The organism is Novosphingobium sp. LASN5T (assembly GCF_003856955.1).
In the GTDB taxonomy this organism is placed as follows: domain Bacteria; phylum Pseudomonadota; class Alphaproteobacteria; order Sphingomonadales; family Sphingomonadaceae; genus Novosphingobium.
The window spans coordinates 39158-56892 of record NZ_RQSI01000007.1 but is presented as its reverse complement, the minus strand read 5'-3'; the positions used below and the strand labels follow the sequence as shown (position 1 = coordinate 56892).

The following is a 17735-nucleotide window of genomic DNA, read 5'->3' as shown; positions in this document are numbered from 1 at the left end:
AGTCATCGCTCCAGCACGTAGCGGCCCGGCGCGGGTTCCAGCGGCGGATAACCGGCGTCGGCCCGCCCCAGCGGCGGCGGTTCCGCCGGATCACCCGAATGCGCGGCCAGCCAGACGCCCCATTCCGGCCACCACGATCCTTCGTGCCGCTCCGCCGTGGCCAGCCAGTCGTCGGGCGCCGGCGCGGCCCCGTCGAGCGGGCGCGTCGCCACGCTGTAGTGCCGGTGGCGATGGCCGGGTTCGGACACGATCCCGGCGTTGTGCCCTCCACTGGTCAGCACGAAGCGCAGCTCCGCGCCGGTGAACATGTGCAGCTTATGCACGGAGCGCCAGGGCGCGACATGATCCTGCTCGGTGCCGACCATGAATAGCGGCATCCTGAGTCCCGACAAGGTGACCGGGCGGCCGCCCACACGATAGCGCCCCTCTGCCAGGTCGTTATCAAGGAACAGGTGGCGCAGGTATTCGGAATGCATCGCATAGGGCATCCGCGTGCCATCCGCGTTCCATGCCATCAGGTCGGTCATCGGCTCCCGCTCGCCCATCAGGTAGGTGGTCAGCAGGCGCGACCAGACGAGGTCGTTGGAACGCAGCATCTGGAACGCACCGCCCATCTGGCTGCTGTCGAGATAGCCCTTCGCCCACATCATGCTGTCGATCAGATCAAGCTGCGCCTCGTCGATGAACAGGCCCAGTTCCCCCGGCTCGGAGAATTCGGTCTGCGCGGCGAAGAACGTCGTGGTGGCCAGTCGTTCGTCCCCGTCGCGCGCCATGGTAGCGGCAGCGATCGCCAGGAGCGTTCCGCCCAGGCAGTATCCCGCCGCGTGAACCTTCTGCGCGCCGGTGATCGCGCCGATCGCATCCAGCGCCGCCATCGGCCCCAGCCTGCGATAATCGTCGAGATTGAGGTCGCGATCGGCGCTGACCGGATTGTGCCATGAGACCATGAATACCGTGAAGCCCTGATCGCGCAGCCAGCGCACCAGCGAATTTTCGGGCGACAGGTCGAGGATGTAGTATTTCATGATCCAGGCCGGGACGATCAGCACCGGTTCGGGGCGCACCGTCGCGGTCGTCGGCGCATACTGGATCAGTTCCATCAGTTCGTTGCGGAACACGACTTCGCCCGGCGTGACCGCGACCTTATCCCCCACCGGAAAGGCATCGACTCCGGCAGGCGGTTCGCCGCGCAACTGGCGCCGCATGTCGTCGATCAGGTAGTTCATGCCATCGGCCAGACAGTGCCCGCCGGTTTCGAGGATGCGCTGTTGCAGAACCGGATTGAGCGCGGCGAAATTGGTGGGCGCCACCATGTCCAGTATCTGCCGCACCGCGAATTCGACAACCGCCTCGTGATGCCGGGTGACGCCACCGACCCCCGTGGTGGCGGCGTGCCACCATTGCTGCTGCAGAAGGAAGCCCTGAGCCACGATGTCGAACGGCGGCTTGCGCCATGCCGGATCGGCGAAACGCCGGTCCTGCGGCAACGGTTCGATCGCCGGCTCCGGCTCCGTTCCGGCAGGCACTTGCTGCATGGCATAGTCGGCAAGGCGCAACGCCTTGCGCCCCGCCTTGGCCGCCAATTGCATCTGTTTGCCGGGCGAAGCCGCCAGATGCATCCACCAGTCCGTGAAGGACTGGGCGATGGAAACTGGCGACAATCCCCCGGAAACCTTCGCAACGATCGCCCTGGCGGCGCTATCGACGGTCGCAGCCACGCCATCGAGCGGATCGGGACCGGAATTTTCGCCTGCTATCACCTTGGTTGCTCCGTAGCGTCGCCATCACCGACCCATGCAAGGATCACGGCCGCGATACCTTGCATTCGGTCAATTCGACAGCCTCGCCCGGACCGGCAGCACTGAAAGCGGCTCATTTTTACGTTCTGCACGAATAACTTACATTTGTGTCAATTTCTTCTCAACCCCCTTTCATGCGCCCTAGCAGATCAATCAGGGGTTGCCGCGCCCATATGGCCATCACCGCGCCACCCGCGCTTCGTCAAGCCCGCTAAACGTCTTTGTTTTTGCTGATAAAAACATATGTTGCATTTATTCGAGAATCATGAAACGTTTGTTTCAATAAAGGAAGAGCGGAGACAGGTCGCAGCCAGCGAGGTTGCCGGCCTGCGGCATCAGGCGTCCCGGCACCGGACGCGATCGAACAGGGGGTATCGGGATGAAATCATTCAGTCTTTCAATGGCGTCGCTGCTGCTCGGCAGCACCATGCTGGCCACGCCCGTGCTGGCCCAGGATGCGGTGCCAGCCGCAGACGAGGCGGATAGCACCGCCATCGTCGTGACAGGTTCGCGCATTTCCCGGTCGGACCTCAAGACCTCAAGCCCGCTGAGCGTGATCAGTTCGGCCGAAATCGCCCTGCGGCAACCCAATTCGGCCGAAGAACTCATCCGCAACCTTCCGTCGGTGCGCCCTTCGCTGGGTTCCGGCGTCAACAACGGCGGCAACGGTTCTGCCACGATCGACCTGCGCGGCCTTGGCGACAATCGCACGCTTGTCATCCTCGACGGCCGGCGGATAACGCCGTTCGGCCTCGACGGCATCGTCAACCTCAACGTGATTCCCGTCGGGCTGGTCGAACGTGTGGATGTCGTGACCGGCGGCGCTTCATCGGTCTATGGCGCGGACGCCGTCGCCGGGGTCGTGAACTTCATCACCAAGCGCGATTTCTCGGGCGTCAAGCTGACGAGCAACTACCGCATATCCGAACGCGGCGACGCGCGTCGCCTGCGCACGGACCTGCTGGTCGGCGCCAACCTCGATGGCGGGCGCGGCAACGTGGTGCTCGGCATTTCCTACAGCAAGCGCGATGCCCTCAAGGCGGTCGATCGCGATTTCTCCGCCGTTCCGGTCAGTTCGGTGACCGGCCAGGCCAGCACCTCATCGCTGTCCGTCCCCGCCATCTTCCAGTCCTCGCTGGCATCCGCCACAAGGCCCGGCGGGCTGCCCACCATCGGATATGGCGCGATCATCGATCCGACGACCGGGGCATTCCGCGCCGCCACGCTGGAGGACGCCGCGACCAGCAATATCGGCAACTATCTCCAGACTCCGCTGGAAAGCATCAATGCCTATGCCGCCGCACGCTACGAGGTAACCAGCGGAATCGAACTCTATGCGACAGCGATGTTCTCGAAGAACCGCACGCAACTTGCGCTCAATTCGACGGGCACGTTCAGCAACGCCTATGCGCTGCCGCTCAACAACCCCTATCTCCCGGCGGCGGCCCGGGCGCAGTTGTGTGCCGCCAACAACATCAGCGTCTCGGCCTGCAACGCCGCGGCAAGCGTGATCGGCGGACCGGAGGCGGCGGGATACCGCACGGTCACCGTCACGCCCTCGCGCCGGTTCAGCGAATACGGCTTCCGCTACAATACCAACGATTCCACGATGTTCCAGCTTCAGGTCGGGCTGCGTGGCAACATCACCAGCACGCTGAAATTCGATGTCTCCGGCCAGTACGGCGAAACCACCCAGAACCAGTTGCGCGAAAACTGGGGATCGAACAGCCGGGTCACGCAAGCGCTGCTCGCCTATCGTGACGCGTCGGGCAATCCCGTGTGCCAGAACACCGCCAACGGCTGCGTGCCGCTGAACATCTTTGGCGGCCTTGGTTCGATCACGCCCGACATGCTGACCTTTGTCGGGCTGGATTCCATGGTCCGCCGGCTGGTCAAGCTGAGCGTCGTCACCGGCTCGGTGTCCGGCGATCTCTTCGGCGTGACCAGCCCGTTCGCGACCAACCCGATCGCCTTCGCGATCGGCGCGGAATATCGCAAGACATCGGCGCGGGCGACGCCCGATGCTTCCGCCCAGATCCAGGGCGAAGTGCTGGGATCGGGCGCGCGCACGCCGCCAGACTATGGCAGCTACAACGTGAAGGAAGCATTCGGCGAACTGATCGTACCGCTGATCGAGGATGGTTTCGTCAAGTCGGCCACGCTGGAAGCCGGCATCCGCCTGTCCGACTATTCGACCACCGGATCGAGCACCACCTGGAAGGCAGGCGGATCGGTGGAACCGGTGGGCGGCATCAAGCTGCGCGCCATGTACCAGATGGCGGTGCGCTCGCCCAACATCCAGGAACTCTATCAGTCGCCGGTGCGCGCGCTGGGCAACCTCACGGTCGATCCCTGCGCCGGGGCGAGCCCCAGCGTCCCGGAAAGCCTGTGCCTTGCCACCGGCGCGCCCGCAGGCAGCTACGGCAGCATCCCGCAGCCCGCGTCGGGGCAGATCAACATCAGCACCCAGGGCAATCCGAACCTCGACGTGGAGCGCGCCCGCACATGGACCGTGGGCGCGGTGTTCGCACCGTCCTTCCTCCCCGGCTTCAGCGCGACGGTGGACTGGTTCCGCATCCGCATCAGCGATCTGATTTCGGCGCCCTCGCAAAGCGACATCCTCAACGGCTGTTATTCCTCGTCACTCAACCCGTCGCTCACCCCGAACGCGTTTTGCGCGCTGATCGAGCGCAACCCGGTGACCGGCACGCTGAACACGGGCGTCGAAGCCGCCGGCGTCATCCTTTCAAGCTCCAACCTCGGACGGATGGGCACGGGCGGGATCGACTGGACGGTACAGTACAGGTTCGATCTGGCGCGCGTGTTCGGCGGAAACCCCGGCCAGTTCGATCTCGCCATGAACGGCACCTGGCTCGACTACTTCTGGACCCAGTCCACGCCGAACACGATCACGCGCGAATGTTCGGGCCGCTATTCCACGGGCTGCACCAACGCTCGGCCCAAATGGAAGTGGAACGTGCGCGGCACCTATTCGTCCGGCCCCTTCTCCGCGTCGTTGCTGTGGACCCATCTGAGCGGCGTGGAGTTTGAACCGATCGGGCCGGCCGCCGGCACCGTGCCGCTGACGACGCCGCAGGCCGGCAGTTCGTCAAGCGCCTACAACGGCGTGCTGGCGGCATTCCGCAACATTCCGGCCTACGATTACTTCGACCTCAATCTCGGCGTCGATGTCACCAAGGAGCTCAGCCTCTCCCTGCTTGTCGAGAACCTGTTCGACAAACAACCGCCCCAGCTCGGCTCGGGCGTCGCCGGGACGGCGTTCAACAACGGCAATACCATGCCCACCACCTACGATCCGATCGGTCGGTCGTTCACGGTGAGCGCAAGGGTGAAGTTCTGAAATCGCGGCAGCAGCGCAGCAGGCAGGACCGGCCGGCAAGGCCGGACCGAACGGCATTGAAGGCAAATGGCAGCGTGATAAAACATTTGTTTCGTTGGGCAGGATCATGCGATGCGGGTGTAGCGTCGGGCCGGAAGGCACGAACTGCAACGTTTCGTCCGGCATTCATGGTTCGCCATGGTGCCGGCCGTGCGGGAATGCGGGATAACGGTCGGCAATTCCGCATGTCGCACGGCTATGGGCCGGCCGGACGAATATCCGCTGTCCTGCCCGACCGCACGGTGCCGTTCACTCCTATGACCAAGCCAATCGCCAGCCGGCTGCGCGAAGCCGCCCTTCAATTGCCGCCGAAGCTCGCCTCGGCCGCGCGCTATGTGGCCGATCACCCCTTCGATGCCGCAAGCATGCCGATGCGCGCGCTGGCCCGGCAGACCGGCGAGCCGCCGACGACGTTCACGCGCCTTGCCCGCGCGCTGGGCTTTCAGGGGTGGGAAGCCCTGCGCACCGAACTCATCGACGATGCCCGCATCGATCTCGAAGCCGCGCGCGAGGCTCCGTTCTCGTCACGCCCGCTGCTCCCCTCGGGCGAAGGAACGCTGGCCGGCCGGATGTTCTCCACCGACATTCACAATCTGGCCGAGCTGGACGCCACGGTGCTCGATGCCGCGGCGGCGGTGATCGAACAGGCGGGCCGCGTGTTCGTTTCGGGATACCGCTCGTGCTACGCGCCGGCGGTCCACTTCCACTACCTTTACCGCCTGTTCCGCAACGAGGTTGCGCTTGTCGGCGCGGCCGGGGGGATGCTCGACCTCGAACTCGGCGCGATCGGCAAGGGCGACGTGGTCGTGCTGTTCGGCTTCGCGCCCTATTCACGCGACGGCTTCCTGACAGCGCAGACGGCGACGGCAGCGGGCGCCGCGCTGATCGCCATCGTCGACCGCGCGGATTCCCCGCTGGCACAGGGGGCGGCGGTCACGCTCATCTTCAATCCCGATTCTCCGGGCTATTTCCCATCCCTCTCCGCCTGCACCGCGCTGATCCAGGCGCTGGCCGTCACGCTCTACCTGCGCTCGGGCGCGGAAGGACGGGATCGCCTGCGCGCATCCGAAACGCGCATCGCCGCGCATACCGCCTATCTCGACACGGACACTTCGCGTTGACCAGCCACGTTCTTCACCGGCGCCTGACCGGTGCAGCCTTGCCCCGAGCGGTGTCCGCCACAGGCATGGTCATCACCGACCATGCCGGCCGGCAGTACATCGACGCATCGGGCGGCGCGGCGGTATCCTGCCTGGGGCATGGCCACCCGCGCGTGGTGGAAGCGATCCGGCAACAGGCCGAAACGCTGGCCTATGCGCACAACGGCTTCTTCACCTCGCAGGCGGCCGAGGAACTGGCGGACGTTCTGGTTGGCCATGCCCCCGGCGGGCTGGCTTCGGCCTGCTTCGTTTCGGGCGGCTCCGAAGCGACCGAAACGGCCCTGAAGCTGGCACGGCAATACTATCTCGAGATCGGCGAACCGGACCGCGTGCATTTCATCGCGCGAAGGCAGAGCTACCACGGCAATACCTTCGGCGCGCTGGCGCTCTCCGGCAATCCGGGACGGCGCGCGCCTTATGCGCCGATGCTGCCCACCGGCTTTTCCCATGTCTCCGCGGCAGACCCGGTGCATGGCCGGCTGGCCGGGGAAACCGACGACGGCATGGCCACAAGGCTTGCCGCCGAACTGGAAGCCGAGCTCGAACGCATCGGCCCCGACCGCGTCGCCGCGTTCTGCGCCGAGACGCTGGTCGGCGCGACGGCGGGCGCGCTCGCGCCACCGGCCGGATACTTCCGGGAAATCCGCAAAGTCTGCGATCGCCACGGCGTCCTGCTCCTTCTGGACGAGGTGATGTGCGGCATGGGCCGCACCGGCACGACCCATGCCTGGGAACAGGAAGGGGTATCGCCGGACATCCAGGTCGTGGCCAAGGGCCTTGGCGGGGGTTATCAGCCGATCGGCGCCGTGCTGGCCTCGGCGCGTGTCACGCAGGCACTGGCGCGGGGGTCCGGCGGCCTGCGGCACGGCTTCACCTACATGGGGCATCCGCTCGCCTGCGCCGCCGCGCTGGCGGTGCAGCGTGTAATCGCCGAGGACTGTCTGCTGGACAACGTGGCGGCGATGGGAAGCCTGTTGCTGTCCCGCCTGCGGGATCGGTTCGCGGACCATCGCCATGTGTTCGACATTCGCGGTCGCGGCCTGCTGGTGGCAATCGAATTGTCGGCCGACGGCAACACCGGCACGCCATTTCCAGAAGCCGCGCGGGTAGCCGATCGGATCAGGACGCAGGCGATGGACCTGGGCCTGGCCTGCTATCCCGGATCAGGCACGGTGGACGGCACGCTGGGGGATCATGTCCTGCTGGCCCCGCCCTATATCGCGACCGCGGAAGACATCGCGATGATCATCAGCAGGCTGGGCGATGCCGTCGACCGGGTCTGCCAGGACGTGATGCGCGCGGTGCCGTGATGCTGACGCGGCGTGCAGCCATGGCCGGCGGGGCCGCATCGCTGGGCGTCATGGCCATTCCAGGCTGCGCGCCGCCCGGCGATCGCCAAGTGCTGCGGTTCGTGCCGCAGGCCGATCTTGCCTCGCTCGACCCCGTGTGGACGACCGCCGCGGCCACGCGCGCGCATGGCTATCTCGTCTATGATACGCTGTTCGGGCTTGACCGGCATTTCCGGCCGCAACCGCAGATGGTCGATGCCTGCGAGCAGGCCGACGAAGGCCGTCGCTGGACGCTGCGATTGCGCGAGGGACTGCATTTCCACGATGGCGAGCCGGTCCGCGCGCGCGACTGCATCGCCAGCCTCCTGCGCTGGAGCCATCGCGACGCCATGGGGCAGGCCCTTTTCGCGGCGACCGACGAGGTTTCGGCCCCGGACGATCGCCACATCATCTTCCGCCTGCGCCATCCTTTTCCGTTGCTGCCCGATGCGCTGGGCAAGATCGGCGTGAACGTGCCTTTCATCATGCCCGAGCGCCATGCCCGGACCAGCCCGTTCGAGCAGGTGACCGACCCCGTGGGCAGCGGCCCCTACCGCTTCCTTGCCGATGAACGCATCGTCGGCGCGCGGGCGGCCTATGCGCGGTTCGATGGCTACCGCCCCCGCGCCGGCGGCCGGACCGAATGGACATCAGGCCCCAAGCACGCCCGGTTCAAACGTGTGGAATGGACGATCGTGCCCGATCCGGCCACCGCGTCGATCGCGCTGCGCAACGGCGAGATCGACTGGCTCGAAGCGCCTTCGATCGACCTTCTCCCGCTTCTCCGGACCGACAGCACGGTCGCCCTGCCCGATATCGATCCGACCGGCGCGGTCGCGGTCATGCGTCCCAACCACCTGTGGCCCCCGTTCGATAACGCCGAGATCCGCCGCGCCGTCCTGCGCGTGGTCCGGCAGGATACCTTCATGCAGGCCGCCGGCTTCACACCGGACGCACGGCGCGCCGGGGTCGGCATCTTTCCGCCGGGAACGCCCCTCGCCACCGATGCCGGGCTGGATATCTGGAATGGTCCACCCGATTACGACCGTGCCCGGCGCGAAATCCGGGCCGCAGGGTACGATGGCGCACCGGTCGTGGTCATGGGGACGACCGACCCGCCCATCCTGCGCGCACTGGCCGAAGTGGGTGCCGACCTGCTCACCCGTTGCGGCTTCAACGTCGACTATCAGGTCATGGACTGGAACGCCGTGATCCAGCGGCGCGCGCGCAGGACGCGCCCCTCGGAAGGGGGCTGGAACGTGTTCTTCACCCACTGGACGGGCCTCGACCTGCTGACCCCCGCCGGCCACATGTCGCTGCGCGGCAACGGCGAAAAGGCCTGGTTCGGCTGGCCCACCGCACCCCGGCTCGAAACGCTGCGCGAAGCCTGGATGCGCGAGGCCGACCCGGAAGGACAACGGCGCATCGCACGGGAAATCCAGCTTCAGGCGCTGCACGACGTGCCCTACGTTCCGCTGGGCCAGTTCCACATGCCCACCGCCTGTCGCCGCACGCTGACCGGCATGTTGCAGGGGTTGCCGCTGTTCTGGAACGTGGAGGCGCTGCCCCATGCCTAGGCTCGCAATCGCCATGTTCCTGCACGAAGGCAACAGCTTTTCCCCGGTCACGACCGACCGGTCCGCGTTCAAGGCCGCCGTCTGGTGCCAGGGCAACGCAGCGGCTGCTGCCTTTCAGGGCACGGCCAGCGAAATGGGCGGCGCCTGCGATTTTCTGGCCGCGCGACCGGACTGGAGCGGGCAATTCCTGCGCCTGGCCCACGCGATGCCGGCCGGCCCGATCGACGCGGCGTTGTTCGATGAAACCTGCGACGAGATCGTCGCCGGGCTGATGCGGGAGCGGTTCGACGCGGTATATCTCGCCTTGCACGGCGCAATGGTGGTCGAAGGGCGTGATCTGGCGGACCTCGAGATCATTCGCCGCGTGCGCGCGGCTATCGGCCCCGACGCGCTGCTGGGCGTCTCTTTCGACATGCACGCCAACCTCGAACCCGAAATCGCAGGGCTGGTGGATTTCGCCAGCGGGTACAAGACGCATCCGCATGTCGACCAGCGTGAAACCGCGCTGCGCGTGCTGGAAGGGCTCGAACGAACCCTGAGGGGGGAAATCCGCCCGATCGGATGCATCGCGCGAACGGGCGCGATCCTGCCTTCCATCAATATGCGGACGGATGCCGGGCCGATGGCCGTGCTGGAAGACGAAGCGCGGTCGATGCTGGGCAATGGCGTGCTTGAAGCCGTGCCGTTCGGCGGCTTTTCCTACGCCGATACGATCGCCGCGGGCGCGTCGGCCATGGTCTTCGCGGACGGCGATCCCGCCCTTGCGGCGCTGACCGCCGCACGCCTGCGCGATCGCATGGATACCTTGCGGGACGACTTCTTCGTCCCCCTGCCCGACGCGCGCACCGCGATCGCGCAAGCGGTCATGGCGGCCGGGGCTGGAGCCGGCCCGGTCGCGGTCGTCGACGCCGGCGACAATCCGCTCTCCGGCGGCATTCTCGATACGCCGGCGATGCTGCGGGCACTGGTGGATGCGAACCCCGATCTGGCCAGCCTTGTCGTGCTCCATTGCGATCCCGGCGTGGTCGCCCGGGCCGTAGCGGCGGGTGTCGGGGGCACGATCGATGGTACACTGGGCGCAAGGCTGAGCGCAAGATTCGGGCCGCCTGTGCCATTTACCGCGAAAGTGCGCGCATTGGCCGCTGGCTCCTTCGCCGCGCGCCCGCCCCTGCTCTGCGGCCCCACCATGAATTTCGGGCAGCTTGCCCTGCTCGGGCTGGAGGATACGCGAATCGGGGTGATCGTTTCCAGCCTGCCGGCGTCCCCGCACGATCCCGGCTTGCTGGAGGCGCTGGGAATCGACCTTGCTGCCATCGACCTGTTCTGCGTGAAGGCCAAAAACCACTTCCGGGCCGCCTATGCGGAACGGTTCGGCACCATCATCCCCTGCGATGCCCCCGGCCCCGCCGCGCTGGATATCGCCGCGTTCCCGTTCGTTCGCGCGCCGGCGCACCTCTATCCGCTGTGCGAGCGGGACGCCTGATGGCCGGCTATGCGATACGCCGGCTGCTCGCCGCGCTCCCGGTGGCGTTCTGCGTCGCCATTCTGGTGTTCGGCCTGCTCTATCTGGCCCCTGGCGATCCCGCCGCGATCATGGCGGGCGACGCCGCATCGCCTGCCGACATCGAGAAGCTGCGGGCCACGCTCGGACTGGACCGGCCGTTCGTCAGCCGTTTCGCCGCCTGGCTGATGGCGATCGCGCATGGCGATCTGGGGACGTCCCTGTTTACCGGACTGCCCGTCGCCACCCTGATCGGGCAGCGGCTGGTGCCCACCGGCTGCCTGATGCTCGCCGCCATGACCATCGCTGTCTGCATCGGCGTTCCGCTGGGCGCGGGCGCCGCCCACAAACCGGGAGCCATAGCCGACCGGGTCGTGATGGCGGGAGGTGTCCTGGGTTTTTCGCTCCCGGTCTTCGTGGTCGGCTACCTTCTGTCCTACATCTTCGCCTACCGGCTCGGCTGGTTCGCGGTGCAAGGCTTCGTTTCCCCGCGCGAGAGCGTGCCCGGCTTCCTGCGCACGATCCTGCTGCCGGCAACGTCGCTTGCGCTGGGCCAGAGCGCGCTGATCGCGCGGGTCACGCGCGCCGCCATGCTGGAAGTGCTGGGGCAGGACTACATCCGGACGGCACGCGCCAAGGGGCTGGGTGAATTGCGCGTGATCGCCGTCCATGGCCTGCGCAACGCGGCGGGACCGGTCGTCACGGTCGCAGGATCGAGCATCGCGGCGCTGCTGGGCGGCGCGGTGGTGACCGAAACGGTATTCTCGCTGCCCGGCCTGGGGCGGCTGACCGTCGATGCCGTGCTCCGGCGCGATTATCCGGTAATCCAGGGCATCACGCTGGTCTGCGCGCTGACCTTCGTGATCGTCAACCTCGCCACCGACATGGTCTGCGCGGCGCTCGATCCCAGGGTGCGGCGATGATCGCGGGCATCAGAAAGCCAGCCGCACCGATGCTGACCGCAGGGCTGGCGCTGCTCATCCTGATCGCGATCATCGCCATCGCCGCGCCCGTTCTCAGCGGCGGTCGCGATCCCGCGCTGGTCCTGCCCCACGAACGCGCCCTCGCTCCCGGGCTGGCCCATCCGTTCGGCACCGACCAGCTCGGCCGCGACCTGCTCGCGCGGACTCTCTACGGCACGCGCATATCGCTTGCCGTGGGGCTGGGCGTGGCGTTTGCCGCCACCATCGCGGGAACGGCCATAGGCATGATCGCCGGCTATGCGCGCATTCTCGACGGTGTCCTGATGCGCGGGATCGATGGCCTGATGGCGATTCCGCCCGTGCTGCTGGCCGTCACGCTGATGACCGTCATGCGCGGATCGCTGATCAACGTCATCGCGGCGATCGCGCTGGCGGAACTGCCGCGCGTTGCCCGGCTGGTGCGCGCCAGCGTGCAAGCGGTCCGCGCCAATCTCTACGTTCAGGCCGCGATCGTGGCCGGCGCGCGGACGCCCGCGATCCTGCTGCGCCACATCCTGCCCAACATCGCGGCGGTGATCGTGGTCCAGGCGACTTTCATCGGCGCTTCGGCCATCCTGCTCGAAGCGGTCCTGTCGTTTATCGGAGCGGGCATCCCGCCGACGACGCCGAGCTGGGGCAACATCATGGCCGAGGGGCGCAGCCTCTGGCAGGTGAAGCCGCATATCCTGGTCTTCCCGGCGATCTTCCTGTCGCTGACCGTGCTGGGCGTGAACCTTGTCGGCGATGGCCTGCGCAATCGGCTCGACCCGCGCGGAAAGGCATTCTGATGCCGCTGCTGGAAGTATCGGGCCTGCGCGTGGCGTTTCCCTCGCCCACCGGGCCGCTCGTGGCACTCGAAGGCCTCGATCTAACCGTCGAAGCGGGGGAAACCGTTGCGCTGGTGGGGGAATCGGGCAGCGGCAAGTCGGTCGCCTCGCTGGCGATCATGGGCCTGCTCCCTGCCGGCACCATGGTCACCGGTCGGGTCAGGCTGAAAGGCGCTGACGTTCTGACGCTGCCGGCACGGGAACGGCGTGCCCGGCGTAGTGGCGGGATCGCCATGGTCTTCCAGGAGCCGATGACGAGCCTGAACCCCGTGCTCCCGATCGGACGCCAGATCATCGAAGCGTTGCCCGATGACGAGCGGAGATCGCGCACCGTGGCAAGCGCGCGCGCCGTCGATCTGCTGGCTTCCGTGGGCCTCACCGCGCCCGAACGGCGCCTGTCGGAATATCCCCACCAGATCTCCGGAGGAATGCGCCAGCGCGTGATGATCGCGATCGCCCTGGCCAGCCGGCCCGCGCTGATCATCGCCGACGAGCCGACCACTGCGCTCGACGTGACGGTGCAGGCGCAGATCGTGGCCCTGCTCCGCCAGATCCAGGACGAATCCGGCACCGCACTGCTGCTGGTCAGCCACGACCTTGCGCTGGTGCGGCAGATGGCCCGCCGGGTGGCGGTCATGTATGCGGGACGGATTGTCGAGCAGGCATCTGTCGAAGCCCTGTTCGCACGCCCGCGCCACCCTTATTCGGCCGGGCTGGTCGGCGCGATCCCGCGCCTTGGCGGCGGGCGGGCGGAACGGCTGGTCGAAATTCCCGGCCTTGCGCCCGGGCTTGCCGAACGCGGGCCGGGATGCGCTTTCGCGCCCCGTTGCCCGCAAGCCGCCGCCATCTGCGCCAGCCCCCCGCCCGCGCACGGAATCGCCTGCCATTTCGCGGAAGCCGCGCGATGACCGCGCTGCTGGAAATCAGCGGACTGGAGAAACGTTTCCGGCTGCGGGGCGGGCGCGTGCTGCAGGCAGTCGCCGGCGTGTCGCTGTCGATCGCGCCGGGCGAGGTGCTGGCGCTCGTCGGCGAATCGGGTTGCGGCAAATCCACGCTCGGCCGCTGCCTTCTGCGGCTGGAGGAAATCGACGGCGGCGAAATCCGCTTCGACGGCCAACGCATCGACGCGTTGCGAGCCCCGGCCTTCCGCCCCTTGCGGCAGCGCATCCAGATGGTCTTCCAGGACCCCTACGGCAGCCTCGACCCGCGCATGACGGTGGCCGAGATTCTCGCCGAGCCGCTGACCAGCCTCGGCCTCGTCCGGAACAGACATGACGCCGCGCCGCGCGTTCTCGAACTGCTCGATATGGTGAGGATGCCCCGGTCCTGCGTCACGAAGAAACCGCACGAGTTTTCCGGCGGGCAGCGGCAGCGGATCGGCATTGCCCGCGCACTCGCCACGCGGCCGGACCTGCTGGTCTGCGACGAAGCCGTTTCGGCGCTCGATGTCTCGGTCAAGGCGCAGATCGTCAACCTCCTCAGCGATCTGCGCGCGGAACTGGGGCTGGCGATGCTGTTCATCAGCCATGACCTCGCCATCGTCGAACGGATCGCGAACCGCGTGGCGGTGATGTACCTGGGGCGCATCGTCGAAACAGGCGATACGGAAGCGATCTTCTCGTCGCCCGGCCATCCTTATACGCGCGGCCTGCTCGCCGCCGCGCCCAGGATCGACGCTCCTTTCACCACCGACGGGCTGCTGTGTGGCGAACCGCCCGATCCGGCGGCTCCGCCGCAGGGTTGTCGTTTCCACACGCGCTGTCCGCAAGCCGTAGCACGCTGCGAGACCGACGACCCGTCGCCCGTTCCGCTGGCACCCGGCTGGAGCGTCGCCTGCCACTTTGCCGCCAATCCCGTTCCCGAGCCGATGGAGAACCCATGATGTCCCGTTTCCGACCGATCCTGCTCGCGCTGTCGATGGTGCCTGCATTGGCGGCACCGGTTCTCGCGCAGGAAGCGCAGCCGGCAACGCCCTCCGGAATGACGGCTCGCCTGCTGGTGTCGATGGATCGCCTCGGCGATGCCGCGATATCTCCCGACGGACGCTGGATCGCCTACGTGGTGCGGACGATGGCTCCCGATCTGTCGAAAAGCGCCACGCACATCCTGCTCGCCGATCAGGATCACCCGAAACAGCCGCATGCCGCGTTGCAGGGCGGGCCAGGACGACAGGACATGCCCACCTGGTCCGCCGACGGGCATACGCTTTATTTCCGCGGGCCGGATGCGAAGGGCGTGGCGCAAATCTGGCGGGCCGGCAGCGATGGCGCGGCGCCCGTTCAACTGACGCATGCGCCGCTCGATGTCGGTGCCTTTCAGATCGCGGCGGACGGCGGATTCGCGGTAGCTTCGTTCCGGGTCTTTCCCGATTGCCCCACGCTGGAATGCACCGTTGCGCGCGCGGCGCAGCCTTCGGTGGGGACGCTCTATACGAGCCTGAACGTGCGGTTCTTCGACAGCTATGGCGACGGGCGCTATAATGCACTGTTCCGGCTGGACCTTGGCGACGGGAAGGCGCCAGCCCCGCTGATGCCCGGCTTCGCCAGCGACGTTCCATCGCGGCCGGCGGGTTCCGCCAGCGCGTTCGCCCTGTCTCCGGACGGGAAGACGCTGGTGTTTTCGGCGCGCCCCTCCGGCGTTTCGGCCAACCTCAGCACGCTGCACCGGCTGTTCGAGGTATCGCTTGCCGCGCCCGCCGCCCCGCGCGAAATCGGCGCGGGAGACCCCGGATCGAAGCTCAACCCGGTGTTCTCGCCCGATGGCCGGCAGCTCGCCTACATGGACAAGGACGGCGTCGGTTCGGATGGCGACCGGGCGGCGGTGCGCGTGCGCGACCTTGCCAGCGGAACCGTCCGCGAAATCGGCGCCAGCATCGACCGCTGGCCCAATGCGATCGCTTGGGCGGCGGACGGGCGGACGATCTATGCGCGCAGCGACGATGACGGGCGCGAGCGGCTCTACGCCTATCGCCTTTCCGGAAAGGTCGAACGCCTGCCGGTGGACGGCGTTTCCGCGATCGATGTATCCCGACGCGGGCTGATGCTCGTGACCAGCAGCTTCTCCAGCCCGCCGCAGGTCTACACCGCCGACGCCGCCGGGCGTTCACTGCACCGGGTCAGCGACGTCGGAGCCGGCCAGATCGCCGGCATGGCCATGGCGCGGACGCATTCGCTGACGTTCAGCGGCTGGAACGGCGAACCGGTGCAGGCCTTCGTCACGGAACCGCTCAACCCCCAGCCCGGCCGCCGCTATCCCGTGCTGTTCGTGATCCATGGCGGGCCGCACGGCGTCTATCAGGACGAATGGAGCTTCGGCCGCAATCCGCAGGTCTGGGCGGCGCGCGGCTATGCCACGGTCATGGTCAATTTCCATGGCTCGACCGGGTTCGGCAAGGGCTTCGCGCAGGCGGTGCTGGAACATCGCGGCGATCGCGTGCTGGAAGACCTGCAAAAGGGATGGGCCGCCGTGCTCGCCGCCTACCCGTCTCTTGATGGCGACCGGGCCTGCGCCATGGGCAGTTCGTTCGGCGGCTACATGGTGGACTGGATCGCCGGCGTCTGGAACGAGCCGTGGCGCTGCTTCATCACCCATGCCGGCACGTTCGATACCCGCGCCTACAGCAGCGACCTGCAATGGCACGGCGACAGGCAGACCGGTGGCGCGCCCTGGGAAGTGCCCGAGGCGATCGAGCGGTTCAATCCGGTCCGCTATGCGGCGCAATGGAAAAAGCCGATCCTTGTCACCCATGGCGGTCGCGATTTCCGCGTGCCATTCGACCAGGGGCTTTCCGCCTTCACGCTGGCGCAGCGGCGCGGCATTCCCAGCGAACTCCTGTACCTGCCCGGCGAGAACCATATCGTCAGCGGCGCGGCCGCTTCGGTGCTGTGGTACGACACGGTCGACGCGTGGCTCGACCGCTGGACCGCGAAATGAGCCTGGCACTGCGGCGCTGGGCTGCTATCCCCCTGTGGCGACGTATTCTCGGCGCTTTGGTTGCCGGCGTCCTGCTCGGACAACTGGTCGGCGAGCACGTTTCCGCAGTCGCGTGGATTGGCGAACTCTGGATCCGGTTCATCCGCATGATGGTGCTGCCACTCGTCCTCGCGCTGGTGGTAAGCGGGGTGGCGGCGCTGGGCGACCCCGCACGTCTCGGACGGCTGGGCGCGCACACGATCCTGTTGCTCGTGGCCATGACCACTTTCGCGATCTGCATCGGCCTCGCGCTCGGCACGTGGCTGCAACCGGGCGCGGGCATGGCGGTGACGGTGGCCGCGGGCGCACCTGCCGCGCCCGTCGCCAGTCTTGGCGCGCAGCTCATGGCGATCGTTCCGGTCAACCCGTTCCAGGCACTCGCAGGGGGCGAGACGCTTTCGGTGATCGTCTTCGCGCTGATGCTGGGAACCGGGGTGCTGCTTGCCGGCGAGGCAGCGCAACCAGTTGCCGTTTTCGCCCACGCGGCAGGGCAGGCCATCCTGCGCGCGGTGCGGCTGGTGATGGAACTGGCGCCGCTCGGCGTGCTGGCATTGGTGGCCAATGCCGTCGGCCAGCACGGGCTGTCGGTGTTCGCCAATCTCTCGCTGCTGGCGATCGGGCTGTCCTGCGGCGTGCTCTTCCAGATCATCGTGGTGCAGGGCCTGCTCGTCCGGCTGGGCGGCCGCATGGCGCCAGCCTTCTACTTCCGCGCGATCGTGGAGGCGGTGCTTGTCGCGTTCTCGACCACGTCCAGCGCGGCGACGCTGCCGGTCAGCCTGCGCGTAGCCCACGAACGTCTGCGGCTGCCCCCGGCACTGTCGAATGCGGTGATCCCGCTGGGCGCCAGCATCGCCCGCGACGGGACCGGCATCTACGTCGGACTGCTCTGCACTTTCGCGGCGCAGGCCTTCGGCATCGCTCTCACGCCTGCCGACTACCTCGTCCTTGTCGTGGGAGCGGTGCTACTCTCGCTCGGCGCGGCAGGAGTGCCATCGGCGGCGCTGTTCATGCTCTCGGGCGTACTCTCGCTCATCGGCGTGACCGAACAGCAGACCGCCGCCATCGTCGCCCTGATCCTTCCGTTCGATCGCCTGCTGGACATGATCAGGACAGTGCCTAACGTAACCGCCAATCTCGCCGTAGCGACCGTCGTGACCCGCCACGACGCCCCCCATCAAGGAGACCCGCTGTGAAATCCGCACCGTTCAG

At 67.3% G+C, this 17735-nt stretch carries 12 protein-coding genes; 11 read left to right on the top strand and 1 reads right to left on the bottom strand.

Features of this window, described 5'->3' with window-relative positions:
- Positions 1 to 2: 2 nt before the first annotated feature.
- Positions 3 to 1757 carry an alpha/beta hydrolase gene (locus EH199_RS06930; protein ID WP_124808619.1) on the bottom strand — a complete coding sequence of 585 codons (1755 nt, stop codon included), beginning with the start codon at positions 1755 to 1757 and terminating at the stop codon, positions 3 to 5.
- A 421-nt stretch (positions 1758 to 2178) separates the two neighbouring features.
- On the opposite strand from EH199_RS06930, the gene EH199_RS06925 reads away from it, so the two are divergent.
- From EH199_RS06925 to EH199_RS06875, 11 genes are all read left to right on the top strand, one after another.
- Positions 2179 to 5160, top strand: a complete 2982-nt coding sequence (locus EH199_RS06925) for a TonB-dependent receptor domain-containing protein (RefSeq protein WP_223806516.1) — start codon at positions 2179 to 2181, stop codon at positions 5158 to 5160.
- 224 nt (positions 5161 to 5384) lie between these two features.
- A complete protein-coding gene (locus EH199_RS06920; RefSeq protein WP_190287174.1) occupies positions 5385 to 6320 on the top strand; it encodes a MurR/RpiR family transcriptional regulator in 936 nt (311 codons plus the stop codon).
- Positions 6317 to 7669, top strand: a complete 1353-nt coding sequence (locus tag EH199_RS06915) for an aspartate aminotransferase family protein (protein ID WP_124808552.1) — start codon at positions 6317 to 6319, stop codon at positions 7667 to 7669. Before EH199_RS06920 ends, EH199_RS06915 begins: the two co-directional genes overlap by 4 nt.
- The gene (locus EH199_RS06910; protein WP_124808551.1) at positions 7669 to 9264 is read left to right on the top strand and encodes an ABC transporter substrate-binding protein; all 1596 of its coding nucleotides are present in this window, start codon (positions 7669 to 7671) and stop codon (positions 9262 to 9264) included. Before EH199_RS06915 ends, EH199_RS06910 begins: the two co-directional genes overlap by 1 nt.
- Positions 9257 to 10747 (top strand): M81 family metallopeptidase, encoded by a 1491-nt coding sequence (locus tag EH199_RS06905; RefSeq protein ID WP_124808550.1) that lies wholly within the window; start codon positions 9257 to 9259, stop codon positions 10745 to 10747. Before EH199_RS06910 ends, EH199_RS06905 begins: the two co-directional genes overlap by 8 nt.
- Positions 10747 to 11688 carry an ABC transporter permease gene (locus EH199_RS06900; RefSeq protein WP_124808549.1) on the top strand — a complete coding sequence of 314 codons (942 nt, stop codon included), beginning with the start codon at positions 10747 to 10749 and terminating at the stop codon, positions 11686 to 11688. The genes EH199_RS06905 and EH199_RS06900 overlap by 1 nt, the downstream gene beginning before the upstream one ends.
- Positions 11685 to 12515 carry an ABC transporter permease gene (locus EH199_RS06895; protein ID WP_124808548.1) on the top strand — a complete coding sequence of 277 codons (831 nt, stop codon included), beginning with the start codon at positions 11685 to 11687 and terminating at the stop codon, positions 12513 to 12515. Before EH199_RS06900 ends, EH199_RS06895 begins: the two co-directional genes overlap by 4 nt.
- Positions 12515 to 13462 carry an ABC transporter ATP-binding protein gene (locus tag EH199_RS06890; protein ID WP_124808547.1) on the top strand — a complete coding sequence of 316 codons (948 nt, stop codon included), beginning with the start codon at positions 12515 to 12517 and terminating at the stop codon, positions 13460 to 13462. The genes EH199_RS06895 and EH199_RS06890 overlap by 1 nt, the downstream gene beginning before the upstream one ends.
- Positions 13459 to 14436 carry an ABC transporter ATP-binding protein gene (locus EH199_RS06885; RefSeq protein ID WP_124808546.1) on the top strand — a complete coding sequence of 326 codons (978 nt, stop codon included), beginning with the start codon at positions 13459 to 13461 and terminating at the stop codon, positions 14434 to 14436. The genes EH199_RS06890 and EH199_RS06885 overlap by 4 nt, the downstream gene beginning before the upstream one ends.
- On the top strand, positions 14433 to 16487 hold the full coding sequence (locus EH199_RS06880) for a S9 family peptidase (RefSeq protein ID WP_124808545.1): 2055 nt from the start codon (positions 14433 to 14435) through the stop codon (positions 16485 to 16487). The genes EH199_RS06885 and EH199_RS06880 overlap by 4 nt, the downstream gene beginning before the upstream one ends.
- Positions 16484 to 17719 carry a dicarboxylate/amino acid:cation symporter gene (locus tag EH199_RS06875; protein WP_124808544.1) on the top strand — a complete coding sequence of 412 codons (1236 nt, stop codon included), beginning with the start codon at positions 16484 to 16486 and terminating at the stop codon, positions 17717 to 17719. The genes EH199_RS06880 and EH199_RS06875 overlap by 4 nt, the downstream gene beginning before the upstream one ends.
- Positions 17720 to 17735: the final 16 nt, after the last annotated feature.